We start from the raw sequence: 24,133 nt of genomic DNA on the forward strand, positions 1-24,133 counted from the left end.
TCAGTTCACCTTTTCGACGTAGACCTTGATGCGCCCGCCGCAGGAGAGGCCGACCTTCCAGGCCGCCTCGTCGGCGACGCCGAATTCCAGCATGCGCGCCTTGCCATCGGCAATCACGTCGGCGGCCTCGGCCACCACCGCGCCTTCGACACAGCCGCCCGAGACCGATCCGAGGAAATTGCCCTCGCCGTCGATGACAAGATGCGAGCCGACCGGGCGCGGCGCCGAGCCCCAGGTCTCGACCACCGTGGCGATCGCCACATGCCGGCCACCGCGACTCCACTCCTCGGCAGCGCGCAGGATGTCGGTGTCGGTGCTGATCATCGCCGGGCCTTTCGCGAATGACGCGGAAACGGGTTCGATCTTATGCGCCAATGCCGCACTTGCGTCGAGCGGGCGGGGCAAAGCCATTATGCGGTGCCTTTATATGTGCTAGCGCTCGGCTGAATTCAAACGCTCGAAGGCGAGGGAGCGATGCCCGTAACGGGCCAAGACGGTGTCGTCCTGCTGCACGGAATCCTGCGTCGCGCAGCCTCAATGCAGAAGCTCGAACAGGCCCTCGCAGCCGAGGGCTACCGTGTCCTCAATCTCGACTATCCCTCACGCGAGCAGGACCTTGCGCAGATCGTCGACGGGCTGTCGGCCCCGATCACCGCCTTTGAGGCGGAGCTGACAGGAAACCTGCACTTCGTCACTCATTCCATGGGTGGGCTCGTTGCCCGCGCCTATCTCAATCGCTGCCGCCCGAAGCGGCTCGGGCGCGTCGTCATGCTCGCGCCGCCGAACGAAGGCAGCGAGATCGCCGATCTGCTACGCCGGAACTGGCTCTACCGCAGCGCCTTCGGCCCGGCCGGCGGCCAGCTTGCGACGCAGCGCAGCGAGGAACTGTGCCATCTGCTCGGCGAGGTCGACTATCCCCTCGGCGTCATCGCCGGCGACCGCTCGCTTTATGTCTTTGCGTCGCTGGTCCTACCCGGCCCCAATGACGGACGCGTCTCGGTCGAGCGGACTCGCGTCGCCGGCATGAGTGACCACATCGTCCTGCCGACGACCCATCCGCTGATCATGCGCGACCCGGAAGCCATGGCCCAGACCATCCACTTCCTGCGCCATGGTCGGTTCAGGCGATGAGCTTTGGCATCTGCGCCCGTTTCAGCCACAGGCGCGGATCATTCTCGCGCCCGACGTCCCGCGACAGCGCCGCACAAAGATCCGCCATGGCGGCCAGATTATGGATCGGCCTGAACGAATCGACATGCGGCAGCATCGCCCGGATGCCGCTCGCCCGCGCCGCGAAGGCATCGTAGCGCAGCAGCGGGTTGAGCCAGACCAGTTGCCGGCAGGAGCGATGCAGCCTGTCCATCTCGAAGGCTAAGCTGTCGTCGAGATGCCGCTCGAGCCCGTCGGTGAAGAGCAGCACCACCGCCCCGCCCGCCAGCACGCGCCGCGACCAGACCCGGTTGAACTCGTGCAGCGCCGCTGAGATGCGCGTGCCGCCCTCCCAGTCCGGCGCCGCCTTGCCGGCAAGCGCCAGCGCCTCGTCCGGATCGCGCGCCTTCAGCATCCGGGTGACGTTGGTCAATCGCGTACCGAAGACGAAGGAATGCACGCGCCGGCGCTTTTCGGTCAGCGCATGCAGGAAATGCAGGAAAATCCGCGAATACTCCGCCATCGAGCCGGAGATATCGACCAGCGCAACGATCGGCGGATGCATCTCGCGCCGCTCCCGGAAGGCGAGATCGATCGAGCCCCCGCCTCCCCGGAGCGACTGCCGGAGCGTCCGCCGCAGGTCGATCGTCCGTCCATGTGCCAGGGGCCTGAACCGCCGCATCGGCACGCTGTCGTCCGGCAGCCTCAGTTCGGCGATGAGTTGCTTGGCGCGCGCGATCTCCGACGCGGTCATCTGCGCGAAGTCGCGCGCCTTCAGCATCTCGCGATCCGAGACCGTCAACCGCGCCGTCAGCTCCGTCAGCTCGACCGGCGCCTCGTCCTCCCGCGCCGGCGGCGCGAAAGCCTCGGCCACGCGCAACGCCCCGGCCTCGGCCTTTTCCGGCTGGCTGTTGGCGCCGGGCGACACCGGCGACATCTGCGCCATGATCTTCTCGATCAGATTGCGCCGGCGCCAGAACAGCCGGAACGCCTGATCGTAGACCGGACTGTCCTCATGCTTCTTCACGAAGATCGCGTGCAGCGCCCAGTAGACGTCAGGGCGGTCGCCCAGCGCACCATCGCCCAGGGCCTCGACCGCCTCGACCACCGCCCCGGACCCGACCGGCAGCCCGGCCGCGCGCAAGGCACGCGCGAAATAGGCGACGTTCTCGGAGAGCTTCCCGGTCATCGCTGCCTACCTGGCCTCCCGCAGCCCTCATCCTGAGGAGCCGCGGCACGCAGCGTCTCGAAGGATGATCCAGCAGACCCCGGAGTCGTCTGGAGCATCCTTCGAGACGGCCCTGCGGGCCTCCGCAGGATGAGGGCGGCGGGCGACCTCAACCCCGCGTTTCCGTCATGAACACCTTCTGAACCACCTGCCAGCGGCTCTCGATCTTCAACAGCGAGAGCAGATCGGTGAAGTAGCGCGGCGGCATCTGGCACTTGACCTTGACCAGGGCCAGCGTCGGCCCGACGAGATCGATTGTGAGAATATGGTCGTCGCGCTGCAGCCCCGCCGCCTGCGGCGAAGGCCGGTTGCGGACGAGATCGAGCCATTGATCGCGCGGAACGATCTGGATCGTGCCGTCCTCGCGGGCCGTGGTCAGCGCGCTGGTCGGGTGGAAGACATGTGCGAGCTTCTCGGCGTCGCCCTCATAGAGCCCGTCGAGATAGGTCCGCACCGTCGCTTCCACGGCCTTGATGTCTGCGTTCATGGCTTCCCCCTCACGCTTCTCCGCCGGAGAAAACTGCGGCCATCGACGAAAAGCTAGCGCCCCGCCTCGGCCTTGGCCTGATCCAGCAGTTCCTTCACCTTGGAGCCCTGCATCGCCTGGATATCGTCCTGATACTTCAGCAGCGCGCCGAGCGTGTCGGAGACGATGGCCGGATCGAGCGCGACAGCGTCGAGCTCGATCAGAGCCGTCGCCCAGTCCAGCGTCTCGGCGACGCCCGGCTGCTTGAACAGCTCCTCCTTGCGAATCGCCTGCACGAAGCCGACGACCTGCTTCGAGAGCTTGGCGGGCGCATCCGGCACCTTGGCCTTCAGAATGGCGAGTTCGCGCGCCGCATCGGGATAGCCGACCCAGTGATAGAGGCAGCGCCGCTTCAGCGCGTCATGGATCTCGCGCGTGCGGTTCGAGGTCAGGATCACGATCGGCGGCTCGGCCGCCTTCACCGTGCCGAATTCCGGAATCGTCACCTGTGCATCGGCCAGCACTTCGAGAAGGAAGGCTTCGAAGGCCTCGTCGGTGCGGTCGAGCTCGTCGATGAGCAGGATCGGCGCCCCGCCATCCTGCGGCTCCAGCGCCTGCAGCAGCGGCCGCTTCACCAGATATTTCTCGGAGAAGATGTCGCCTTCCAGGCGCTCGCGATCCTCGGCGACCCCACCGGCCTCGGCGAGGCGGATCGCCATCATCTGCCCGGAATAGTTCCACTCATAGACGGCGGAGGCGAGGTCGAGCCCCTCATAGCATTGCAGCCGGATCAACCGGCGGCCAAGGCCCGCCGCGAGGACCTTGGCGATCTCGGTCTTGCCGGTGCCAGCCTCGCCCTCCAGCAGCAGCGGCCGCTTCATCCGCAGCGCCAGGAACAGCACGGTCGCCAGCGCGCGGTCGGCGACATAACCCTGCAACTGCAGCAGGGTCAGTGTGGCGTCGATCGAGACGGGGATACGGGAAGCGTTGAGCATGACCGATTTCTATCGCGATGGGCAGATTGACGGAAGGCGCGGAGTGCACGGCCATGCTGCTGACATGGCAGGGCGGTAGGCAAGTCCAGGCTCGCTATGCCTGAACGACGGAGCGCAGATCATGACCACCGATCAGATCGCCAAGGACTTCGTTGCCCTGCTCAAGGAGGGCAAGCACCACGAGGCCGCCAACCGCTTCAATGCCGACGACATCGTCAGCTACGAGAACATGCCCGGCCCGATGGCCGTCTGCCGCGGCAAGGAAGCCGTCAGGCAGAAGGGCGAGTGGTGGGTCGCGAACCACGAGATGCACGACTTCAGCAGCGAAGGCCCTTATCTCAACGGCGACCAGTTCGCCGTCCGCTTCCATGTCGACGTCACCGTCAAGGAGACCGGCGAACGCCGCGTGATGGACGAGGTCGGTCTCTACACCGTCGAGAACGGCCGGATCGTCGAGGAACGCTTCTTCTACTGAAGCGTCTCCGTAGATCGTCATTCTCGGGCAGCACGATGCGCTGGCCCGAGAATCTCCTGCCGGAAGAGGCGCCTGCCCTTCACGAGACGCTCGGGGCAAGCCCGAGCATGACGGCATGCGCCGCAACGCCTCGGACAAACCCTCGGCCGTCAGCCCGCCTTCGTCGTCGCCTGCGCGACGGCTTGCTTGGCCATGGAGCCGATCAGGTGGGCGCGGTACTCGGGGTCGGCGTGGATGTCGCCGTTGATGCCATCAGCCGTGTGCTTGAGGCCCTCAAGCGATTTCGGCGCGAAGCGCGCCTTGAGCGCCGCTTCAGCCTCGGGCCAGCGAAACACGCCTCCCTCGCCCGCCCCCGTCACCGCGACGCGGATCTCGCTGCCGCGCTTGGCAACGAAGACGCCGACCATGGCGTAGCGCGAGGCAGGGTTGCGGAACTTGGCGTAGCCCGCCTTCGAGGCGAGCGGGAACGAGACCTTGGTGATGATCTCGCCCTCTTCCAGCGCCGTCTCGTAGAGCCCGGTGAAGAACTCGTCGGCCGTCAGCTTGCGCTTGTTGGTGACGACCGTGGCGCCCAGAGCCAACAGCGCCGCCGGATAATCAGCAGCCGGGTCGTTGTTGGCGACCGAGCCGCCGATCGTGCCGCGGTGGCGCACATGCGGGTCGCCGATATGGCCGGCAAGGAAGGCGAGCGCCGGGATGGCTTCCTGCACCTCAGCCGAGTTAGCGACCTCGGCATGGGTGGTCATCGCGCCGATGACGAGGTTGCGGCCCTTGCGAGCGATGCCTTTGAGATCGGCGCAAGCCCCGAGATCGACGAGCGCGGAAGGCGATGCCAGCCGCTGCTTCATCGTCGGCAGCAAAGTGTGGCCGCCGGCCAGGAGCTTGGCGTCCTCCTTCTTGGCGAGCAGCGTCGCCGCCTGCCGGGCGCTGGTGGGCTTGTGATAGGTGAAAGCGTACATGTGCTCTTCCTTTCAGCTCACTCGGCCGCCATGCGGCTGATCGACTTCTGCGCCGCACGCCACACCGCCTGGGGCGTGGCAGGCATCGCGATGTCCTCATGGCCGAGCGCGTCGGTGATGGCGTTGATGACGGCGGGCGGCGATGCGATGGCTCCGGCCTCACCGCAGCCCTTGATGCCGAGCGGGTTCGACGGGCACGGCGTCACTGTCATGCCGACATCGAAGGACGGCAGGTCGTCGGCGCGCGGCATGCAGTAATCCATGAAGCTCGCGGTCACGAGCTGGCCGTCGCCATTGTAGCGGGCACCTTCGAGCAGCGCCTGGCCGACACCCTGGGCGATGCCGCCATGGACCTGCCCCTCGACGATCATCGGGTTGATGACGTTGCCGAAATCGTCGACGGCCGCCCAGCGATCGATCCTGGTGATGCCCGTTTCCGGGTCGATCTCGACCTCGCAGATATGGACGCCTGCCGGGAAGGTGAAGTTGGTCGGGTCATAGAACGCCCCCTCCTTCAGCCCCGGCTCCAGCTCCTGCCCGTTGAACTTGTGGGCGATATAGGCCTGCAGCGCGCAGGAGCCGAAATCGAGCTTCCGGTCCGTACCCTTCACCGCGAAATGCCCATCGGCGAAGTCGATATCGGCCTCGTCGGCCTCCAGCACATGGGCCGCGACCTTCTTGCCTTTGGCGATGACCTTGTCGAGCGCCTTGAAGATCGCGGACATGCCGACCGCGCCGGAGCGCGAACCATAGGTGCCCATGCCCATCTGCACCTTGTCGGTGTCGCCATGGATGATCGAGACATTGTCGATGGGGATGCCCAAGCGGTCGCTGACGAGTTGCGCGAAGGTCGTCTCATGGCCCTGGCCATGACTGTGCGAGCCGGTGAGCACCTCGACCGTCCCGACCGGGTTGACCCGGACCTCGGCCGATTCCCACAGGCCGACGCCCGCGCCGAGCGACCCCACCGCCGCCGAAGGGGCGATGCCGCAGGCCTCGATATAGGAGGAGAAGCCGATGCCGCGGAGCTTGCCGGTGCGGGCGGAGTCGCGCTTGCGCTTGCCGAGCCCCTTGTAGTCGATCATCTCCAGCGCCTTCTTCAGCGAGGCGCCGTAATTGCCGGTGTCGTACATCATGATGACCGGCGTCTGATGCGGGAACTTCCTGATGTAGTTCAGCATCCGGAACTTCGCCGGGTCCTTGCCGAGCTGGCGCGCCGTGATCTCGATCAGGCGCTCGACCACGAAGGTCGCCTCCGGCCGCCCGGCGCCGCGATAGGCGTCGACGGGGGCAGTGTTGGTGTAGACCGCATCGACCTCGCAATAGATCGCCGGGATGTCGTACTGCCCCGACAGCAGCGGCGCGTAGAGATAGGTCGGCACCGACGACGAGAAGGTCGAGAGATAGGCGCCGAGATTGGCCGTGGTATGGACCTTCATGCCGAGGATCCTGCCCTCGGCGTCGGTCGCAAGCTCCGCATGGGTGACGTGGTCGCGGCCGTGCGCGTCGGAGAGGAAAGCTTCAGTGCGATCCGCCGTCCATTTCACCGGCCGCCCGACCTTCTTCGCCGCCCAGACGCAGACCGTCTCCTCGGCATAGATGAAGATCTTCGAGCCGAAGCCGCCGCCGACATCCGGCGCGATCACGCGCAGTTTGTTCTCCGGTGCGATACCGATGAAGGCCGAGAGCACGAGCCGCGCCACATGCGGATTCTGGCTCGTCGTAAAGAGCGTAAAGACGCCGTCGCCGGCGTCGTAGTCGCCGACCGCCGCGCGCGGCTCCATCGCGTTGGGCACAAGCCGGTTGTTGACGAGATCGAGCTTGGTGACGTGCTTGGCCGCCTTGAAGGCCTTCTCGGTCGCGTCCTTGTCGCCGAGATGCCAGTTGAACACCGTATTGTCCGGCGCCTCGTCATGGATCGCGGTCTTGGCGCCCGCGGCCTTGGCGGTGTCGACCACCGCCGGCAGCTCCTGATAGTCGACCACGATAGCCTCGGCGGCGTCCTTCGCCTGCGCCAGCGTTTCGGCCACCACCACGGCGACGTGATCGCCGACATAGCGCACCTTGCCCTGGGCGAGCGCCGGATGCGGGCCGGCGCGCATCGGCGAGCCATCCTTGTTGTGGATCATCCAGCCGCAGATCAGCCCGCCAACCTTGTCGGCGGCGAGATCGGCGCCGGTGAAGATGCCGAGCACGCCCGGCATCGCCGCGGCGACCTTGGTGTCGATCGACCCGATCTTGGCATGCGCATGGGGCGAGCGCAGGAAATAGGCGTGGGCTTGCCCCGGACGATTGACGTCGTCGGTATAGCGGCCCTGGCCGGTGATGAAACGATGATCTTCCTTGCGACGGACTGCGGCGCCGATTCCGGTAACGGACATGGTGTTCCCTCCTCGCACGGCGCCTCTGGCGGACGCCTCACTGCATGGAACGCATGAAGGACAAAAAGCCCGCGCCTTGGGGCACGGGCGGGTGCCTCACTCGGCGGCCCGGCGCACCGGCGCCGCGCCCTTGCCCATAGCCTCCGCACCGGCGGCGATCGCCTTGACGATGTTGTGGTAGCCCGTGCAGCGGCAGATGTTGCCTTCGAGATCTTCGCGGATCGTCTTCTCGTCGAGCTCGTGGCCGCGGCGGTTCACCATGTCGACGGCAGCCATGATCATGCCCGGCGTGCAGAAGCCGCATTGCAGGCCGTGATGCTCACGAAAAGCCTCCTGCATCGGGTGCAGGGTGGCGCCGTCGGCCAGCCCCTCGATGGTGGTCACGTTCGCGCCGTCGACCGAGACGGCGAGCGTGGTGCAGGATTTGACGGCCTTGCCATCGAGATGCACGACGCAGGCGCCGCACTGGCTGGTGTCGCAACCGACATGGGTGCCGGTCAGTCTCAAGTTTTCGCGAAGCAGTTCCACCAGCAGGGTGCGCGGGTCGACATTGGCGGTGACGGCTTTGCCGTTCACCGTCAGCGAAACAGTGGTCATGAGCACATCTCCTGTGACCCGTCTCTGATGCCCGCCCACCCCCTCCCTGGGTCTGGGTCAGGCTGAGCGCTTCCGGCAGCTTCGCCCCATCGGGCAGCTTTTCCTTGGAACAGCTCAAAAACGAATGTGGACCCGCGATTTTGCCGGGTCAAGCGGCGGGCGCTTTCGGTGTGCTATGCGTTTTGCGCCGAATTCGGACGGTTTTCTCCTTGCTGCGACACGGACCGGCAATTGCGACCACCTTTGCGGCATTGGTGCTTTTTTAAGGTTATTGCCGCAACGTCGGCGCTCGTGGCCGCCATTCCGGCCGCGAACGAGGGTCGTCGCGTGGCCGTGTTGATGGAACAGATTCAACGCCGGCTGCATGCGATCGGCTACGGTGAGAAGCAACGCGCCCGCCTGCGCCTCTACCGCCCCTTGGTCGATGGCGCGATCGAGCAGCTGATCGCAGCCGATTTCGAGCGTGCCTTCTCCATCCATAACGAGCTTCGCAACAGCGTAGCCGCTGTATCCCAGACACTTTATCCGGCTTCCGCAGCGCATTTTCGCCTGCTGTTCGATGGCGACTTCGACGAGAATTATGTCGCTTCGGCCGAGCGGCTCTGCCTGATCGAGAGAGAAGCCCGCGTACGCGCCAGGGCTCGCTCCTCGATCGCGTTCTCGTTGATGCGCGAACTCTGCGTCGAGAACCGCCGCCGCGCACTGTTCACCCCGCGGCAGTTCGCCGAGGATCTTTTCGTGATCGAACGGATCCTGACCTACGACGTCAACACCGCGATGACGATGAATCGCGAGTACGAGGAGGCCGATGCGCGGAGGCGGGCCTCCGCCATCGATCAGACCGCCGCGACCCTGCGGCACCGGATCGGGAACCTCGACAACACCATCAACGACGCGGTCGAGCAATTCGTCGCGACCGCCGCCGAAACCGGCCGCGCCACGGCCTTCATCAAGGATACGGTGGGCAAGGTCGCAAGCGCATCTGTGGTCGTGCGGGAAAAGTCGATCCAGACGGCAGCCGCCACCGAGGAGATGTCGGCCAACATCGCCGATATCGGCCAGCGCGCCCGGCAGAGCTTGTCGATCACGCATCAGGCCGTGCTCGATGCCGGGCAGATGAATGAGGCGATCGCCCGCCTGCGCGAGGTGACGGGCAATATCGGCAAGGTCGTCGGCATGATCGCCGACATCGCCGCGCAAACCAATCTGCTCGCCCTCAACGCCACGATCGAGGCCGCACGCGCCGGCGAGTCCGGGCGTGGCTTCTCGGTGGTCGCATCCGAGGTGAAGTCATTGGCGACGCAGACCGCGAACGCCACGCAGGACATTGCCGGCCAGATCGCCGAGCTGACCGCCAGCGCCGAATCCTGCAGCACGCATGCTGCAGCCATCGCCGCCACGGTCGACGCGATCAGGCAGGATTCCGAGGCAATTTCCGAAGCCGTCTCCCAGCAGAGCCGGGTCACGGCGATGATCGCTCACGACGCCTCGCTGGTGGCCGGCAGCTCGGATGTCGCGATCGAGAGCGCCAACGCCGTCAACGACAGCCTCGACATGACGCAGGGCGCCCTGGAGCGGGCAAACGCGGCCGCCGCCGACGTCGCCCTTCAGGTCGGCGCAGCCGAGACCGCGGTCTCCCAGGCGCTGGACGCTCTGCGCAAGGCCTCCTGAGGCTCAGCCTTCGCTGACCGCCTTGGCGAAGTTGGCGAAGAACTCGTCGGCGAGCTTCTTCGAAACCGAGTCGATCAGCCGCGAGCCGAGCTGCATCAGCTTGCCGCCGACCTGGGCCTCGACCTCGTAGCGCAGCAGCGTCTGGCCGCCTTCGGCGTCGCTCAGATGAACTCGGGCCCCACCCTTCGCGAAACCGGCGATGCCGCCCTCGCCTTCGCCGGCGATGCGATAGCCGTTCGGCGGATCGAGGTCGTCGAGCTCGACCTTGCCCTTGAAGGTCGCCTTCACCGGCCCGAGCTTGACCTTCACCACCGCAGAGAAATGCGTATCGTCGTCCTTGTTGAGCTGCTCGCAGCCTGGAATGCAGGCCTTCAACACATCAGCATCGTTCAGCTTGGCCCAAACCACGTCCTTCGCGGCGGGCAGCGTCGCCTCGCCGTTCATCGTCATCGCCATGGCGCGTCTCCCGAGCTGTGGGCCGCGGCTCGGACGATTGCGGCCGGCGCGGTTCGAAGGCTGTCCAGTCCCTATCCATGGTCGCAAAGCGCCCGTCTGCACAAGAGGGCACGCGGACAGGTGCTCGCTGGAAGTTCAGACGGAGCCGAAAAGCCGCTGGCGATAGATCAGGCTCGCACCCTGCCCCGCGCCACCGAGGCCGGCGACCTCGCCGATCAGGATGCGATGGCTGGCGATATCGTGGGTCGCAACCAGCCGGCAATCGAAGGCGGAAATCGCGTCGAGCAGGACCGGCGCACCGGTCGCAAGCGTGCCCCAGCGCGCCGTCATGAAGCGCGCATCGCCATCGATGCCGCGGCGGCTCGCGAAGATATCGGCCAGCTCGGCGAGATGGGCCGGCAAGGTGTTGATGCAGAAGGCGCCGCTTGCCTCGATCGCCGCCAAGGTGCGGCTCTCGCGCGCGAGGCAGGCCAGCACCGTCGGCGGCGAATCGGAAACAGAGGCGACCGCCGTCGCCGTCAGCCCCACCCGGCCGCCCGGCCCCTCGGTCGTCACGACATGCACCGCACTGACGACCTGCGCCATCGCATCGCGGAACGCCGCGGCATCCGGGCGCTCCAGGGCGGGCGGTAGCGGGTGAACGGTTTTCGTCATGGACTAGGGCGCCGGCTCACTGTTCCGGATCAGGGGATACCTGACCATGTAGAGCTTCGGAGCCGCCAGCACCAGTCGCTGCTGGGCAAGCGACGGGCCGCATCGCCCCGGCAGATATATCAGATGGGACCCGCGATCGTCTCAACGGTCCAGCGTCGCCAGCAAGCCCTTGCGAAGATGCGACATGAGCGCGTCGCTCGCCGCAGTGGCGGCAAGCGAATCCGCGCCGGCGATGGCCTGGGCGAGACTGCCATGGTGCAGGGCCGCTGGCACGAGATCGTCCTGCCGCTCGAAATGATACCAGGCGCGCCGGATCAACGCCTGCAGGGGCTCCACCGCGCGAGTCGCATACGGGCTGCGCGCCGCCTGGGCGACCAGACCGTCCAGCTCCTTGTCGAGGCGCATATAGCCCGCGACATCGCCGGCCTCGGCGGCGCGGCGCATCGCCTTCGCAGCTTCGACAATCGCGATCCGTTCGACAGGCCCTGCACGCTTCGCCGCTTCGCCGACCACGAGGCGCTCCAGTACCTCGCGCGCATCGAGCGCCGCGATGATATCGATTGCGCTGATATCGGCGACAAGGATGCCCTTGCGCGGCAGGATCTGGACCAGCCCATGCTGCGCCAGCCTGATCAAGGCCTCGCGAACCGGCGTCCGCCCCAGCCCGACGAGATCGATCAATTGCGCTTCCGTCAGCACCGCACCGGGACGCAGGGAGAGCGTGACGATTGCCTCCTCCAAGCGCCGGTAAGCGACCTCGGCCAGGCTCTCACCGGCTCCGGCCACATGCGGGCCGTCGCGCTCAGGATCGACGTGCCCCTTTTGCTTCATGGCTTCCCCGAGCGATGCCCCGGCATCTTGATCTCGCTCGGCAGCTTGATATATCAATTCAGATATATCAAGCTCGACTACGACCGCCGCGATCGGCTGGCAGCGGCCCGTCAGACGTCGGATGGACCGGAGCACTGCAACCAGCCGATCATGCGGCGAGCCGACAAGGAGTTACCGGATGGCGTTCGCCTGTTCGATTCCCGCCGTGCCGACCGTCCAGCGGGATGACGAGACGGTCCGGATTACCCGCTGGGATTTCGAACCGGGCGCCGTGACGGGCTGGCATGAGCATGGCTGGCCCTATTTCGTGGTGATGCTCATCGCCGGCACCCTGCACATCCATAACGGCAATGAGGTCGTCGAGACGCCGCTGGCACAGGGGCAGGCCTATATGCGTCCAGCAGGAATCCGCCATGACGTGATGAACGGCTCCGGTCATCCGATCGCCTTCATCGAGATCGAGGTCAAGCAGCCTGCGGCTCTCAAGGAGCTTGCCCTGTCATGAAAGTCGCGGTCGTCGGCGCAGGGATCGTCGGCGTCGCGATCGCCCATGCGCTCCTCGATGAGGGGCATGAGGTCCTGATCGTCGAACGCCATGAGCCGGCCTTCGGCCCCTCGCGCGGCAATGCCGGCTGGATCGCCCATACCGACATTCTGCCGATCGCCAGTCCCAAGATGCTGCGGCAGGTGCCGAAATTCCTGGCCGACCCGCTTGGCCCGCTCAGCATCCGCCCGGCTTATCTGCCGAAGGTCCTGCCCTGGTTGCTGCGTTTCCTGCTGGCCTCGCGCCCGCAAGCCTATGAGCGCTCGATCATTGGCATCGCCGCCTTGCAGAAGCTCGCCCTGCCGGCCTGGCTTGCGCGCGCCTCGCGCACCAACCTGACGCGCCATATCCACCAACGGGGCGGCCTATACGTTTTCGACGATGCCGGAGCGATGGCCGCAGCGCGCAAGGTAGCGGAACGCCAGGCGGCCTTCGACATCAAGGTCGAGATGATCGCGCCTTCCGAACTGCGTCAGCTCGAGCCCGCACTTAAGCCGGGCTTTGTCGGCGCGGCTTTCCACCCCGACGCCGCCCATATCAGCGACCCTCATCAGCTGACGCTCGCCTTGTTCGAGGCCGCGCTGGAGCGCGGCGCCGTTTTCGAGAAGGCCAGCGTCAGCAATATCTCCCTCGGCGAGCGCCCCGCCCTGATTGGTCCCGATGGCTGGCAGCGCGTCGTGGACCGCGCAGTCATCGCCGCCGGCGCCTGGGCCGGGCCGCTGGCGTCGGCGTTGGGCGATGCCGTGCCGCTCGACACCGAGCGCGGCTACAATGTCAGCTTTCCCGATGTCACCGGGCTCTTGACGCGCCCGGTCGGCTTCGAGGGCCACGGCTTCGTCACAACACCGCTCGACTCGGGTCTGCGAATCGGCGGCGCGGTCGAGTTCGGCGGCCTCGATGCCCCGCCCAACCATGCCCGCACCCGCCGCCTCTACGACAAGGCCAGCCGCCTGATCGACGGCCTACCTGCTTTCGACAGCGGCAGACTCTGGATGGGCTTTCGCCCCTCCCTGCCCGATTCGCTGCCGGTGATCGGCACCGCAAGGCGAAATCCGCACGTGATCTATGCCTTCGGCCATGGCCATTACGGCATGACGCAATCCCACGCGACCGCCGATCTCGTCGCCGCACTTGTCGCCGGGCGCCAGCCGCCAATCGATCTTTCCCCCTTCAGCCCCGCGCGGTTCTGACATGGCGAACCCCGGAGCGATCATCCCCATCGATAACTGCCCTGGGACGGAAAAACCGCCGGCCAGTCGTCAACCGGGGCTCCGGGCGCGCGCCGCTGAAGAGTTCCCGTTTCGAACCGCCCTTGTCGTTCGCAGCCGCTCGCCGAAGCCGCTCGGCACAAATGGCGCGCGCGCATGGCGCAATCATCATGCGCCGAAAGCGCGCTACGGCGCAGAGTATTCTGCACAATTTCGAGGCGTTTCGTTCGTAATTGCTTTTGACAGAAATTTGACGCGGAGCGATTGTCGGTGGCGCAAGCCATTGGTAGCTCTGCATGGAAATCGCATCCCGCATGCGTCAGCGTCATGCTGACGACAAGAACGGGAGCTGGTTCGAGGGGTCGGCGTCGTCAATGGAAGTCTTTCTGCAGCAGCTCATCAACGGGCTGACACTGGGATCGATCTACGGTCTCATCGCCATCGGATACACGATGGTGTTCGGCATCATCGGCATGGTGAACTTCGCCCACGGCGATATCTTCATGCTCTCCGCCTTCATCGCCCTGATCTTCTTCATGCTGGTCACGGCGGTCCTCGGCACGAGCGCCGGCATGATCCTGCTGGCGCTCGTCATTGTCCTGGCGCTGGCGATGTTCTTCACCTCGCTCTGGAACTGGACGATCGAACGGGTCGCCTACCGGCCCTTGCGCGGCTCCTTCCGCCTCGCGCCGCTGATCTCCGCGATCGGCATGTCGATCTTCCTGGTGAACTTCGTGCAGGTCGTGCAGGGCCCGCGCAACAAGTCGATCCCGCCGATCCTGAACAAGTCGATCACGCTGATCGACAGCGCGGTCTACACGGTGCAGATCTCCTACAAGCAGATCGTCATCATCCTGACGACGGCGGCGCTGCTCGCTGCCTTCTGGTACATCGTCCAGAAGACGCCGCTTGGTCGTGCCCAGCGCGCCTGCGAGCAGGACCGCAAGATGGCCGCCCTCCTCGGCATCGACGTCGACCGCACCATCTCCATCACCTTCGTGATGGGCGCGGCGCTCGCTGCGGTGGCCGGCGTGATGTACCTCGTGCTCTACGGCGTGGTGAATTTCGCCGACGGCTTTACGCCGGGCGTCAAGGCCTTCACCGCAGCGGTGCTCGGCGGCATCGGCTCGCTGCCCGGAGCGGTGATCGGCGGCCTGCTGATCGGCCTGATCGAAGTGATGTGGTCCGCCTACTTCACGATCGACTACAAGGACGTCGCCGCCTTCTGCATCCTGGCCCTCGTGCTGGTCTTCATGCCCTCGGGCATCCTCGGCCGCCCCGAAGTCGAGAAGGTCTGACGTCATGGCGAGCAAACCGTCCACAGCCAAGGCCGCTCCCGGCCGGGACTTCAAGGCCGCCCTCAAGGAGGCCGGCTTCGCGGGCCTCGTCACCCTCGGCCTGTGCATTCCGGTCGTCGCCTGGGGCACGCGCCAGAACATGGACAATGTCCTGGTGCTCGATCCGCGATGGGATGCCGTCGCCTGGGCTGTCGGCATCGTCTTCGTCGGCCGCCTGCTCGTCGCGTTGCGCCAGCAGAACGGCCGCAAGGAGAAGGCGAAGATCCGCCTGCTGCCGCATGGCACCATCGCCTTCTTCCAGCGCCATTCGCGGCTCTTCTCGCTCTTCGGACTCGGCTTCCTCGTCAGCTTCCCCGCGATCGCGATCGGCCTCGCCGGCTGGGGCGGAGCACTGAAGTGGATCGACAATTTCGGCGTCCAGATCCTGATCTACGTCATGCTCGGCTGGGGCCTGAACATCGTCGTCGGCCTCGCCGGCCTGCTCGACCTCGGCTACGTCGCCTTCTACGCGGTCGGCGCCTATTCCTATGCGCTGCTCGCCAAGAATTTCGGACTGTCCTTCTGGATCCTGCTGCCGCTCGCCGGCATCCTCGCCGCCTTCTGGGGCATGCTGCTCGGCTTCCCCGTGCTGCGCCTGCGCGGCGACTACCTCGCCATCGTGACGCTGGCCTTCGGCGAGATCATCCGCCTGGTGCTGGTCAACTGGACGGAGTTCTCGAACGGCTATGCCGGCATCTCCGGCATCCCGCGCCCGACCTTCTTCGGCATCCCCTTCACGGCGGCCGATAACGGCTTTGCGGCGACGTTCGGGCTCGAATTCTCGCCGCTCTACCGAACGATCTTCCTCTACTACCTCATCCTGTGTCTGGCCTTGCTGACGGCCTTCGTCACGCTGCGCCTGCGCCGGCTTCCGGTCGGCCGGGCCTGGGAGGCGCTGCGCGAAGACGAGATCGCCTGCCGCTCGCTCGGCATCAACACGACCAACACCAAGCTCACGGCCTTCTCGATGGGCGCGATGTTCGGCGGTTTCGCCGGGGCGTTCTTCTCCGCGCGCCAGGGCTTCATCAGCCCCGAATCCTTCGTCTTCATGGAATCGGCGGTCATCCTGGCCATCGTCGTCCTCGGCGGCATGGGCTCGCTCTGGGGCTGCGCCATCGCGGCGATCGCCATGATCGGCGGCACCGAATTGCTGCGCGAACTCGATTTCCTGAAGCAGATCTTCGGCCAGGATTTCGACCCGACGAAGTACCGCATGCTGATCTTCGGCTTCGCCATGGTTGTGATCATGATCTGGAAGCCGCGCGGCCTGATCTCGGTGCGCGAGCCGACAGCCTTCCTGAAGGAGAAGAAGACGATCTCGGCCGATCTCGTTCAGGAGGGGCATGGCTGATGGCCTCGACCACACCCTCCGGCCGCCCGCTGCTCGAAGTCGAGCAGGTCACCATGCGCTTCGGCGGCCTGACCGCCGTCAACGCCCTTTCCTTCGAGGCCCGCAAGGGCGAGATCACCGCGCTGATCGGCCCCAACGGCGCCGGCAAGACCACGGTGTTCAACTGCATCACCGGCTTCTACAAGCCGACGCAGGGCCTGATTTCGCTGAACCATGACGACGGCTCGAGCTTCCTGCTCGAGCGCATGCCCGACTTCCGCATCTCCTGGAAGGCCAAGGTCGCCCGCACCTTCCAGAACATCCGCCTCTTCGGCGGCATGACGGTGCTGGAGAACCTGCTCATCGCCCAGCACAACCCGCTGATGATCGCCTCGGGCTTCACCTTCCTCGGCCTGCTGGGGGTGGGCGGCTACAGGGCCAGCGAGCGGGCGGCGATCGAGAAGGCCAAGTTCTGGCTCGACAAGATCAACCTCACCCATCGCGCCGACGACCCGGCCGCCGACCTGCCCTATGGCGACCAGCGCCGGCTCGAGATCGCGCGCGCCATGTGCACCGAGCCGGTCCTGCTCTGCCTCGACGAGCCGGCAGCCGGCCTCAACCCGCGCGAAAGCCTCGATCTCAACACGCTGCTGCTCTCGATCCGCAAGGATCTCGGCACGGCGCTGCTGCTGATCGAGCACGACATGTCGGTGGTCATGGAAATCTCGGACCATGTCGTGGTGCTCGACTACGGCACCAAGATCGCGGACGGCACGCCGGCCGAAGTGCAGGCAGACCCGAAGGTCATCGCCGCCTATCTCGGCGTCGACGACGAAGAGGTCGAAGTGGTGGAAGCGGAGGTCGGCATCTCGTGACTGTGGCCCAGCCTCAAACTTCGCCTCTTTTGGCCGTCCGCGGCGTCAAGACCTTTTACGGCAAGATCATCGCGCTGAAGGGCGTCGACATCGACGTCAATGCCGGCGAGATCGTCACCATGATCGGCGCCAACGGCGCCGGTAAATCCACCCTGATGATGACGATCTTCGGCAACCCGCAGGCACGCGAAGGCTCCGTTACCTATGAGGGCCGCGACATCACCCGGATGCCGAGCCACCAGATCGCTCGCCTCGGTATCGCGCAGTCGCCGGAAGGCCGCCGCATCTTCCCGCGCATGACGGTGTTCGAAAACCTGCAGATGGGCGCCGCCGTCCGCAACTTCGAGCATTTCGACGAAGACCTCGACAAGATCTGCGTGCTCTTCCCGCGTATCAAGGAGCGCCTGCAGCAGCGCGGCGGCACGCTCTCGGGCGGCGAGCAGCAGATGGTCGCGATCGCCCGCGCGCTGATGGCCCGCCCGAAGCTGCTGCTGCTCGACGAGCCCTCGCTCGGGCTCGCCCCCCTGATCGTGAAGCAGATCTTCGAGGCCATCCGCGAGCTCAACAGGACCCAGGGCCTCACCGTCTTCCTGGTCGAGCAGAACGCCTTCCACGCGCTGAAGCTCGCCCATCGCGGCTACGTCATGGTCAACGGCGTCATCACGATGAGCGGCTCGGGCAAGGAACTGCTCGCCAATCCGCAGGTGCGGGCCGCCTATCTCGAAGGTGGGCGTCACTGATGGCCGGCGGCGGGAGCTTGCGCCGAAGCTCGCCTCTGCCGCTGCAACTTTTTGATGAGAGACGGCTGCGCGCCTGCCATGCCATCGCTGTGGCGACGCTGGCCGCTTCCACCCTCGCGTGAAGCCGGGAGCACGAGATGCAGGGCATCATCTACGAAGAACCGACGGTCTGGCTCTTCTTGCTGGTCACCGTGATCATGGGTGGCTGGCTAGCCTGGATGTCCGGCCGCGCCATTGCCCTGACCTGGCGGCCGAACTGGCAGCTCGTCGTCTACATGCTGATCCTCGGCCTGTTCGTGCGCTTCATTCATTTCGCGCTGTTCCAGGCCACGCTGCTGACGCTGCACTACTACATCGTCGACTGCGTCGTGCTGCTCGCCTTCGGCTTCGCCGGCTGGCGCTACAACCGCGCCAAGCAGATGACGCGGCAATATCACTGGCTCTTCGAGCGCGCCGGCCCCTTCGGCTGGAAGCCGCGCCCCGGGGTCGTAATCAGGCCTGAATTGCTCTGAAGAGCTCACGAGCTTGGTGCGTGACAGATCACCGAAAAAGCGCAAGACTGCGGCTTAGGGTGACAAAAGCGCACCGAGACGGGCGGACCGTCCAGCCCGTTGTCAATCATCGAGGGGAGTTGCATCACATGAAGAAACTGCTGTTGGGCGGCATTGCGCTCGGCGCGGTCCTCGCCATGTCCGGCGTGGCCAATGCGCAGATCAAGCTCGGCGTCGGCGGCCCGATCACCGGCCCGAACGCCGCGTTCGGCGCGCAGCTCAAGAACGGCGCCGAGCAAGCGGTCGAGGACATCAACGCTGCTGGCGGCGTCCTTGGTCAGAAGATCACCATCTCGGTCGGTGACGATGTCTCCGATCCGAAGCAGGGCGTCTCGGTCGCCAACAAATTCGTCGGCGACGGCGTGAAATGGGTCCTCGGCCACTTCAACTCCGGCGTCACCATGCCGGCGTCTGAAGTCTATGCCGAGAACGGGATCCTGATGATCTCGCCTTCGGCCACCAACCCGAAGATCACCGAGCGCGGTCTGTGGAACACCTTCCGCACCTGCGGGCGTGACGATCAGCAGGGCAGCGTCGCTTCGGCCTATCTGCTGAAGAACTTCAAGGACAAGAAGATCGCCGTCGTCCACGACAAGACCACCTATGGCCAGGGCCTCGCCGACGAGACCAAGAAGGGCCTCAACGCCGGCGGCGTCAAGGAAGTGCTCTACGAAGGCGTCAACGCCGGCGAGAAGGACTTCTCGGCGCTCGTCTCGAAGATCAAGGCGGCCGGTGCCGACTATCTCTACTGGGGCGGCCTGCACACCGAAGGCGGCCTGATCGTGCGCCAGATGCGCGACCAGGGCCTGAAGACCGTGCTTGTCTCGGGTGACGGCATCACCACCGACGAGTTCGCCACGATCGGCGGCCCCGGCGTCGAAGGCACGCTGATGACCTTCCCGCCGGACCCGCAGAAGCGTCCCGAGGCGGCCGCCGTCGTCAAGAAGTTCGAGGCCAAGAACTTCAAGCCGGAAGCCTACACCCTCTACAGCTACGCCGCCGTCCAGATCATGGCCGAAGGCGCCAAGCGCGCGAACTCGACCGATCCGAAGAAGATCGCCGACGTGCTGCATGGCGGCCAGCCCGTCAAGACCGTCATCGGTGACATCGGCTTCGACAAGAAGGGCGACATCACCCGCCCGGACTACACCGTCTACACCTGGAAGAAGGGTGCCGACGGCAAGATCACCTATGTCGAGAACTGATCTCGGCGGCTGATCAGGCCTGACATGAAAGAGCCCGCCTCGGAGCATCCGGGGCGGGTTTTCCGTTGAGAGGTCGTTGAGGTCCTGTCTCGGTCGCATGTCCGAAACGGGGCGCTCGCAGAACCACTCAAGCGTACGCCACCCAGCCGCGGAATGCGAAGCCGGCATAGAACAGGCTGACGCCGCCGAAGCCGGCATCGCGCAGAAGCTGCTCATCCTCCTCGGGAGCGAGGATCGGCAGGCGCTCGCCGATCATCGATCGCGCCTTCTGAGCCTGCGCCGGCTCGATGCCCGACGAGGCCGCGAATGCGGCGTAGCGCGACAGCCAGAGATTGCGATCGCCCTCGCCTTGCGGAAAGCTGAAATGCGCGACCGCGAAAGGCGCGCCGGGCTTCAGCCGCCGTCGTACCTGCCGCAGCGTGCGCAGGCGCTCCTCACGTTCAACGAAGTGCAGGGTCAGAATGCAGGCGGCCGCATCGAACGGTCCTTCTGGCGCGATGTCGATCAGGCCGTGATGCAGATCCGTACGGGCGAGCAGCGGGCCGAGCGTCAGCCGTGCGAGATCGAGCATCTCGGCGGACGGATCGACGCCGTCGAACCGCCAGCCGGGCTGCGCATCGGCAAATGCCTTGATTTCAAGGCCGCCGCCCGCGCCGAGCACCAGCACCCGCGCCGCGTCAGGCGCCCGCTCGGCAAGGAGGAGCATGGCCATGCGCTGCATGTCGGCGAAGCCGGGCACTTGGCGCGGCGGCCCCTGGGCATAGCGGGCAACGGTTTGCGGATCGGAGAAGGCGTCCATGCTCGAAAGTCTCGCCGACGATATGCATGTCTCGCGGGCGGAAAGCGCCTCTACTGACTCAATCTCTGAGGAACAGCGCTCAAGCTTTTGAGAAATGCCGCGAAACGCAGCAAGCCATCCGGCCACGGCCCATGCCCGGACTCGCTGTTGAGATGGCCGCTGTCGCCGGCATCGACGAATTCCGAGCCCCAGGCCTCGGCGAGTTCCCGCGCCTCGTCCTGCGTGCAATAGGGATCGGTCGCGCTGGAGATCAGCACCGACGGAAACGGCAGCCTCTCACGGCGGTGCTCGACGAAGTCGGCCCCCATGCCGGGGATCGCGCGCTTGGCCTTCTCCGAGGCCGGCGCGACGAGGAAAGCGCCGGCCACCTCGCCCGGATGCAGATGTTCTGCCGCGTGTGCAACAGCGCTCACACCGGCCGAATGGGCCACGAGCACGACCGGCCGCGTCGCGCTGCGCACCGCCTGCACGATCCGCTCCGCCCAGACGTGGCGAGACGGCTTGTGCAAGTCGTCCTGCTCCACGCGGCGCGCCGTCTTGAGCCGGGTTTCCCAGCGGCTCTGCCAGTGGTCGGGCCCGGAGCCCGACCAGCCGGGGACGATGAGGATATCGACGTCGGAGGATTTCATCAGTCGTAGATAGCCCTGCCGTCGCCGAAGTCCAGCCCGTCAGACCTCTCCGAACACCCGGCGGAAGATCGTGTCGACATGCTTGAAGTGATAGCCCTCATCGAACATCGCCTGCAATTCGGAGGCCGAGAGCTTCTCCGCCACGTCCTTGTCCGCGAGCAGATTGGTCAGAAAGTCCTCGCCATGCTCCCAGGTGCGCATCGCGTTGCGTTGGACCATGGAATAGGCATCCTCGCGGCTTGCCCCGGCCTGCGTCAGCGCCAGCAGCACGCGCTGCGAATTGTGCAACCCGCCGAGCCGGTCGAGATTTTTGCGCATGTTCTGCGGATAGATCAGCAGCTTGTCGACGACGCCGGTCAGCCGTGCCAGCGCGAAATCGAGCGTCACCGTCGCATCCGGGCCGATCATGCGCTCGACCGAGGAGTGCGAGATGTCGCGCTCGTGCCAGAGCGCGACGTTCTCCAGCGCCGGCGTGACCATACCGCGCACGAGGCGGGCGAGGCCGGTCAGGTTCTCGGTCAGCACGGGGTTGCGCTTGTGCGGCATCGCCGAGGAGCCCTTTTGGCCCGGCGAGAAATACTCCTCCGCCTCGTAGACCTCGGTGCGCTGGAGATGGCGGATCTCGGTCGCCAGCCGCTCGATGCAGGAGGCGACGACGCCGAGCGTCGCGAAATACATCGCGTGGCGGTCACGCGGGATCACCTGCGTCGAGACCGGCTCGACCGTCAGGCCCATCTTCTCGGCGACGTACTCCTCCACCTGCGGGTTGATATTGGCGAAGGTGCCGACCGCGCCCGAGATGGCGCAGGTCGCGATCTCCGCCCGCGCCGCGACGAGACGGGCACGGCAACGGTCGAACTCGGCATAGGCCTGCGCGAGCTTGAGCCCGAAGGTCACAGGCTCGGCATGGATGCCGTGCGAGCGGCCGATCGTCGGGGTGAGCCTGTGCTCGAAGGCACGGCGCCTGATGGCCGCGAGCAGCGCATCGACATCGGCGATCAGGATATCGGTGGCGCGCGCAAGCTGGACCGAAAGCGTGGTGTCGAGGATATCAGACGAGGTCATGCCCTGATGGACGAAGCGGGCGTCGGGCCCGACGATCTCCGCCAGATGCGTCAGGAAGGCGATGACGTCGTGCTTGGTGACGCGCTCGATCTCGTCGATGCGCGCGACGTCGAAGACCGCGTCCTTGGCTTTCGCCCAGATGGTCGCCGCGGCCTCCTTCGGAACCACGCCGAGCTCAGCGAGCTTGTCGGTGGCATGCGCCTCGATTTCGAACCAGATGCGGAAGCGGGTCTGCGGCTCCCAGATGGCGACCATCTCGGGGCGGGAATAGCGCGGGATCATCGTCTCGTCCTTGTCACCCAATGAGCCCTCATCCTGAGGAGCGCTCCAACGGCGCTCGTTTCGAAGGATGGTCCAGTGCAGTCTGGAACATCCTTCGAGACGCCGCTTCGCGGCTCCTCAGGATGAGGGCTGCGATATTGTCAAACCCAGTCGCCGCGCGCGGCTTCCGCCGCCTTGCGGATCGCTTCGATATTCCCGGCATAGGCCGAAGGCCCGCCCTTGAAGACGGCGGAGCCCGCGACCAGCGCATTCGCGCCGGCCTTCACAACCAGCGGCGCGGTCTCCGGCGTCACGCCACCGTCGATCTCCAGCGCAATCGGGCGGTCGCCGATGAGCGCCTTCACCTGTGCAACCTTCTCGACGACGGAACGGATGAAGCTCTGCCCGCCGAAGCCGGGATTGACCGTCATCAGCAGGATGAGGTCGACATCCTCGATCAGCGCCTCGGCGGCGCTCGCCGGCGTGCCGGGATTGAGGACGATGCCCGCCTGCTTACCCTGGGCCTTGATCGCCTGCAGCGTGCGGTGCGGATGCGGCCCGGCCTCGACATGGAAGGAGATCAGATCGGCGCCGGCCTTGGCGAAGGCTTCGACATAAGGATCGACGGGCGCGATCATCAGATGCACGTCGAAGAACTTGCTTGTGTGCGGGCGGATCGCCTTCAGCACGTCGGGGCCGAAGGTGATGTTCGGCACGAAATGCCCGTCCATCACGTCGCAATGGATCCAGTCGGCACCGGCCGCATCGACCGCGCGCACCTCCTCGCCCAGCTTGGCGAAATCGGCCGAGAGGATGGAGGGGGCGATCCGGATGGGGTGCGTCATGGCTGGCGGTTTAACGCCCCGAGCCGCCTGCCGCAATCGCGAAACCGAGCTGAACAACCTCGTCATGCTCGGGCTTGACCCAAGCATCTCATGACGCGGAGGCTCTGGCGCCTCCTCCTGCAAGAGCTTCTCGGGTCAAGCCCGAGAATGACGGCCTGAATGTTCAGGCACTCCGTCCCTGCCGCATCGCCACAGGAAAGGACAGCCGCCGGTCCGCTTCCGCCATCTCCGCCACCACCTGCGCGAAAGCCGGGCGCAGCTTCAGGCGCGTATACCACTCCGCCAGCCCCGGATAGCCGTCGAGCGGCGGCCCGCCGAGCCTCAGCGAAAACAGCACGCTCATGAACAGAGCGATATCCGCCAGCGAGAGCAGCCCGCCGAAGAATTCACGGCCCGCCAGCTTCTGCTCCAGCACCTCGTAGTGGCGCGTCAGCGCCTCCTCGGCGATCAGCGCGTCGGCCTCCTGCGCGATGCGCCGGTCGCGGTCGGGCGAAGGCGGGCTCGTCCGGTGCATCAGCGGCTTCACGGCCTGAAACAGGATTTCGTCCGCGTACAGCTCGTCGAGCCGGCAGCGTGCGCGCTCGACCGGGGAGCCCGGCATCAGCTTCGGCTCGGGATAGGCCTCGTCGAGATATTCGTTGATGACGGTGGAGTCGTAGAGGACGAGCCCGCAATCGCTGAGCACCGGCACCTGCCCCTTCGGATTGAGCGCGATCACCTCGGGGTACTTGGGGTCGTAGCCGGTCGTCTGGTTGAACGGCACCATGATGCGCTGAAAGCCGAGGCCCTTCTCCTGAAGGGCGATCTCGACCTTGCGCGAGAACAGGCTGAGCGGCCCGGAATAAAGTGTGATCATGGCGCGGTTCTCCTGCGGCAGGGGAA

Annotated in this window: 26 protein-coding genes; 11 read left to right on the plus strand and 15 right to left on the minus strand. The window is 65.9% G+C overall.

All coding sequences use genetic code 11. The annotated features are described in order from the left end of the window. Positions 1–324, minus strand: coding sequence for an XdhC family protein (locus tag AC1DDA_RS10900; RefSeq protein ID WP_441471672.1), 324 nt, complete (start codon positions 322–324; stop codon positions 1–3). Positions 325–474: 150 nt separating this feature from the next. Between AC1DDA_RS10900 and AC1DDA_RS10905 the strand changes: the two genes are divergently transcribed. Continuing rightward, positions 475–1,131 (plus strand): esterase/lipase family protein, encoded by a 657-nt coding sequence (locus AC1DDA_RS10905; RefSeq protein WP_476795763.1) that lies wholly within the window; start codon positions 475–477, stop codon positions 1,129–1,131. On the opposite strand, the gene AC1DDA_RS10910 is transcribed toward AC1DDA_RS10905, so the two are convergent. From AC1DDA_RS10910 to AC1DDA_RS10920, 3 genes are all read right to left on the minus strand, one after another. Further along, positions 1,121–2,338 carry a vWA domain-containing protein gene (locus AC1DDA_RS10910; protein ID WP_441512972.1) on the minus strand — a complete coding sequence of 406 codons (1,218 nt, stop codon included), beginning with the start codon at positions 2,336–2,338 and terminating at the stop codon, positions 1,121–1,123. The genes AC1DDA_RS10905 and AC1DDA_RS10910 overlap by 11 nt on opposite strands. 148 nt (positions 2,339–2,486) lie before the next feature. Then, on the minus strand, positions 2,487–2,864 hold the full coding sequence (locus tag AC1DDA_RS10915) for a nuclear transport factor 2 family protein (RefSeq protein WP_476795764.1): 378 nt from the start codon (positions 2,862–2,864) through the stop codon (positions 2,487–2,489). Positions 2,865–2,917: 53 nt separating this feature from the next. Continuing rightward, positions 2,918–3,838: an AAA family ATPase gene (locus AC1DDA_RS10920; protein WP_476795765.1), complete on the minus strand. Its 921-nt coding sequence runs from the start codon at positions 3,836–3,838 to the stop codon at positions 2,918–2,920. Between the two features lie 121 nt (positions 3,839–3,959). On the opposite strand from AC1DDA_RS10920, the gene AC1DDA_RS10925 reads away from it, so the two are divergent. Beyond that, positions 3,960–4,313: a SnoaL-like domain-containing protein gene (locus AC1DDA_RS10925; RefSeq protein ID WP_441512975.1), complete on the plus strand. Its 354-nt coding sequence runs from the start codon at positions 3,960–3,962 to the stop codon at positions 4,311–4,313. Positions 4,314–4,462: 149 nt separating this feature from the next. Here the strand turns inward: AC1DDA_RS10925 and AC1DDA_RS10930 are convergent, their stop codons facing one another. From AC1DDA_RS10930 to AC1DDA_RS10940, 3 genes are all read right to left on the minus strand, one after another. Next, positions 4,463–5,272 (minus strand): FAD binding domain-containing protein, encoded by an 810-nt coding sequence (locus AC1DDA_RS10930; RefSeq protein ID WP_476795766.1) that lies wholly within the window; start codon positions 5,270–5,272, stop codon positions 4,463–4,465. Positions 5,273–5,289: 17 nt separating this feature from the next. Next, a complete protein-coding gene (locus AC1DDA_RS10935) occupies positions 5,290–7,653 on the minus strand; it encodes a xanthine dehydrogenase family protein molybdopterin-binding subunit (RefSeq protein WP_476795767.1) in 2,364 nt (787 codons plus the stop codon). 96 nt (positions 7,654–7,749) lie between these two features. Next, positions 7,750–8,250: a (2Fe-2S)-binding protein gene (locus tag AC1DDA_RS10940; protein WP_476795768.1), complete on the minus strand. Its 501-nt coding sequence runs from the start codon at positions 8,248–8,250 to the stop codon at positions 7,750–7,752. A gap of 339 nt (positions 8,251–8,589) precedes the next feature. Between AC1DDA_RS10940 and AC1DDA_RS10945 the strand changes: the two genes are divergently transcribed. Next, positions 8,590–9,921, plus strand: coding sequence for a methyl-accepting chemotaxis protein (locus AC1DDA_RS10945; protein WP_476779233.1), 1,332 nt, complete (start codon positions 8,590–8,592; stop codon positions 9,919–9,921). Between the two features lie 3 nt (positions 9,922–9,924). Here the strand turns inward: AC1DDA_RS10945 and AC1DDA_RS10950 are convergent, their stop codons facing one another. The 3 genes from AC1DDA_RS10950 to AC1DDA_RS10960 all read right to left on the minus strand — a co-directional run bounded on the left by AC1DDA_RS10950 (position 9,925) and on the right by AC1DDA_RS10960 (position 11,862). Continuing rightward, entirely contained in the window at positions 9,925–10,377 is a 453-nt protein-coding gene (locus AC1DDA_RS10950) for an SRPBCC family protein (protein WP_476795769.1), read from the minus strand. A gap of 135 nt (positions 10,378–10,512) precedes the next feature. Next, positions 10,513–11,031 (minus strand): flavin reductase family protein, encoded by a 519-nt coding sequence (locus tag AC1DDA_RS10955; RefSeq protein ID WP_476795770.1) that lies wholly within the window; start codon positions 11,029–11,031, stop codon positions 10,513–10,515. Positions 11,032–11,172: 141 nt separating this feature from the next. Further along, positions 11,173–11,862, minus strand: a complete 690-nt coding sequence (locus AC1DDA_RS10960) for a GntR family transcriptional regulator (protein WP_476795771.1) — start codon at positions 11,860–11,862, stop codon at positions 11,173–11,175. Positions 11,863–12,040: 178 nt separating this feature from the next. On the opposite strand from AC1DDA_RS10960, the gene AC1DDA_RS10965 reads away from it, so the two are divergent. The 8 genes from AC1DDA_RS10965 (at position 12,041) to AC1DDA_RS11000 (ending at position 19,652) form a co-directional block, all read left to right on the plus strand. Then, positions 12,041–12,367, plus strand: coding sequence for a cupin domain-containing protein (locus AC1DDA_RS10965; protein WP_476779231.1), 327 nt, complete (start codon positions 12,041–12,043; stop codon positions 12,365–12,367). Beyond that, a complete protein-coding gene (locus AC1DDA_RS10970) occupies positions 12,364–13,596 on the plus strand; it encodes an NAD(P)/FAD-dependent oxidoreductase (RefSeq protein ID WP_476795772.1) in 1,233 nt (410 codons plus the stop codon). Before AC1DDA_RS10965 ends, AC1DDA_RS10970 begins: the two co-directional genes overlap by 4 nt. 392 nt (positions 13,597–13,988) lie before the next feature. Next, a complete protein-coding gene (locus AC1DDA_RS10975) occupies positions 13,989–14,912 on the plus strand; it encodes a branched-chain amino acid ABC transporter permease (protein ID WP_441471658.1) in 924 nt (307 codons plus the stop codon). Between the two features lie 4 nt (positions 14,913–14,916). Beyond that, positions 14,917–16,302 (plus strand): high-affinity branched-chain amino acid ABC transporter permease LivM, encoded by a 1,386-nt coding sequence (gene livM / locus AC1DDA_RS10980; RefSeq protein WP_476795773.1) that lies wholly within the window; start codon positions 14,917–14,919, stop codon positions 16,300–16,302. Further along, positions 16,302–17,156, plus strand: coding sequence for an ABC transporter ATP-binding protein (locus AC1DDA_RS10985; RefSeq protein ID WP_441512986.1), 855 nt, complete (start codon positions 16,302–16,304; stop codon positions 17,154–17,156). Before livM ends, AC1DDA_RS10985 begins: the two co-directional genes overlap by 1 nt. Next, the gene (locus tag AC1DDA_RS10990) at positions 17,153–17,896 is read left to right on the plus strand and encodes an ABC transporter ATP-binding protein (protein WP_441512987.1); all 744 of its coding nucleotides are present in this window, start codon (positions 17,153–17,155) and stop codon (positions 17,894–17,896) included. The genes AC1DDA_RS10985 and AC1DDA_RS10990 overlap by 4 nt, the downstream gene beginning before the upstream one ends. Before the next feature lie 137 nt (positions 17,897–18,033). Then, positions 18,034–18,408, plus strand: coding sequence for a DUF6867 family protein (locus AC1DDA_RS10995; protein WP_441512988.1), 375 nt, complete (start codon positions 18,034–18,036; stop codon positions 18,406–18,408). Between the two features lie 128 nt (positions 18,409–18,536). Next, complete coding sequence (locus AC1DDA_RS11000) at positions 18,537–19,652, plus strand: branched-chain amino acid ABC transporter substrate-binding protein (protein ID WP_441512989.1); 1,116 nt, start codon at positions 18,537–18,539, stop codon at positions 19,650–19,652. A 127-nt stretch (positions 19,653–19,779) separates the two neighbouring features. Here AC1DDA_RS11000 and AC1DDA_RS11005 read toward each other — a convergent pair whose 3' ends face one another. From AC1DDA_RS11005 to AC1DDA_RS11025, 5 genes are all read right to left on the minus strand, one after another. Further along, complete coding sequence (locus AC1DDA_RS11005; RefSeq protein ID WP_476779227.1) at positions 19,780–20,451, minus strand: class I SAM-dependent methyltransferase; 672 nt, start codon at positions 20,449–20,451, stop codon at positions 19,780–19,782. Positions 20,452–20,501: 50 nt separating this feature from the next. Then, a complete protein-coding gene (locus tag AC1DDA_RS11010; RefSeq protein WP_476795774.1) occupies positions 20,502–21,080 on the minus strand; it encodes an RBBP9/YdeN family alpha/beta hydrolase in 579 nt (192 codons plus the stop codon). A gap of 39 nt (positions 21,081–21,119) precedes the next feature. Then, the gene (gene purB, locus AC1DDA_RS11015; protein WP_476796186.1) at positions 21,120–22,427 is read right to left on the minus strand and encodes an adenylosuccinate lyase; all 1,308 of its coding nucleotides are present in this window, start codon (positions 22,425–22,427) and stop codon (positions 21,120–21,122) included. Positions 22,428–22,567: 140 nt separating this feature from the next. Continuing rightward, entirely contained in the window at positions 22,568–23,251 is a 684-nt protein-coding gene (gene rpe / locus AC1DDA_RS11020) for a ribulose-phosphate 3-epimerase (RefSeq protein ID WP_476779225.1), read from the minus strand. A 163-nt stretch (positions 23,252–23,414) separates the two neighbouring features. Continuing rightward, a complete protein-coding gene (locus tag AC1DDA_RS11025; RefSeq protein WP_476795775.1) occupies positions 23,415–24,107 on the minus strand; it encodes a glutathione S-transferase family protein in 693 nt (230 codons plus the stop codon). Positions 24,108–24,133 lie beyond the last annotated feature (26 nt).

It is taken from the genome of Allobosea sp. 10N428 (assembly GCF_056394545.1).

Coding starts and splice junctions, on each gene's coding strand:
- AC1DDA_RS10900 (WP_441471672.1), bottom strand. CDS start 324: ATGATCAGCACCGACACCGACATCCTGCGCGCTGCCGAGGAGTGGAGT.
- AC1DDA_RS10905 (WP_476795763.1), top strand. CDS start 475: ATGCCCGTAACGGGCCAAGACGGTGTCGTCCTGCTGCACGGAATCCTG.
- AC1DDA_RS10910 (WP_441512972.1), bottom strand. CDS start 2,338: ATGACCGGGAAGCTCTCCGAGAACGTCGCCTATTTCGCGCGTGCCTTG.
- AC1DDA_RS10915 (WP_476795764.1), bottom strand. CDS start 2,864: ATGAACGCAGACATCAAGGCCGTGGAAGCGACGGTGCGGACCTATCTC.
- AC1DDA_RS10920 (WP_476795765.1), bottom strand. CDS start 3,838: ATGCTCAACGCTTCCCGTATCCCCGTCTCGATCGACGCCACACTGACC.
- AC1DDA_RS10925 (WP_441512975.1), top strand. CDS start 3,960: ATGACCACCGATCAGATCGCCAAGGACTTCGTTGCCCTGCTCAAGGAG.
- AC1DDA_RS10930 (WP_476795766.1), bottom strand. CDS start 5,272: ATGTACGCTTTCACCTATCACAAGCCCACCAGCGCCCGGCAGGCGGCG.
- AC1DDA_RS10935 (WP_476795767.1), bottom strand. CDS start 7,653: ATGTCCGTTACCGGAATCGGCGCCGCAGTCCGTCGCAAGGAAGATCAT.
- AC1DDA_RS10940 (WP_476795768.1), bottom strand. CDS start 8,250: ATGACCACTGTTTCGCTGACGGTGAACGGCAAAGCCGTCACCGCCAAT.
- AC1DDA_RS10945 (WP_476779233.1), top strand. CDS start 8,590: ATGGAACAGATTCAACGCCGGCTGCATGCGATCGGCTACGGTGAGAAG.
- AC1DDA_RS10950 (WP_476795769.1), bottom strand. CDS start 10,377: ATGGCGATGACGATGAACGGCGAGGCGACGCTGCCCGCCGCGAAGGAC.
- AC1DDA_RS10955 (WP_476795770.1), bottom strand. CDS start 11,031: ATGACGAAAACCGTTCACCCGCTACCGCCCGCCCTGGAGCGCCCGGAT.
- AC1DDA_RS10960 (WP_476795771.1), bottom strand. CDS start 11,862: ATGAAGCAAAAGGGGCACGTCGATCCTGAGCGCGACGGCCCGCATGTG.
- AC1DDA_RS10965 (WP_476779231.1), top strand. CDS start 12,041: ATGGCGTTCGCCTGTTCGATTCCCGCCGTGCCGACCGTCCAGCGGGAT.
- AC1DDA_RS10970 (WP_476795772.1), top strand. CDS start 12,364: ATGAAAGTCGCGGTCGTCGGCGCAGGGATCGTCGGCGTCGCGATCGCC.
- AC1DDA_RS10975 (WP_441471658.1), top strand. CDS start 13,989: ATGGAAGTCTTTCTGCAGCAGCTCATCAACGGGCTGACACTGGGATCG.
- livM (WP_476795773.1), top strand. CDS start 14,917: ATGGCGAGCAAACCGTCCACAGCCAAGGCCGCTCCCGGCCGGGACTTC.
- AC1DDA_RS10985 (WP_441512986.1), top strand. CDS start 16,302: ATGGCCTCGACCACACCCTCCGGCCGCCCGCTGCTCGAAGTCGAGCAG.
- AC1DDA_RS10995 (WP_441512988.1), top strand. CDS start 18,034: ATGCAGGGCATCATCTACGAAGAACCGACGGTCTGGCTCTTCTTGCTG.
- AC1DDA_RS11000 (WP_441512989.1), top strand. CDS start 18,537: ATGAAGAAACTGCTGTTGGGCGGCATTGCGCTCGGCGCGGTCCTCGCC.
- AC1DDA_RS11005 (WP_476779227.1), bottom strand. CDS start 20,451: ATGGACGCCTTCTCCGATCCGCAAACCGTTGCCCGCTATGCCCAGGGG.
- AC1DDA_RS11010 (WP_476795774.1), bottom strand. CDS start 21,080: ATGAAATCCTCCGACGTCGATATCCTCATCGTCCCCGGCTGGTCGGGC.
- purB (WP_476796186.1), bottom strand. CDS start 22,427: ATGATCCCGCGCTATTCCCGCCCCGAGATGGTCGCCATCTGGGAGCCG.
- rpe (WP_476779225.1), bottom strand. CDS start 23,251: ATGACGCACCCCATCCGGATCGCCCCCTCCATCCTCTCGGCCGATTTC.
- AC1DDA_RS11025 (WP_476795775.1), bottom strand. CDS start 24,107: ATGATCACACTTTATTCCGGGCCGCTCAGCCTGTTCTCGCGCAAGGTC.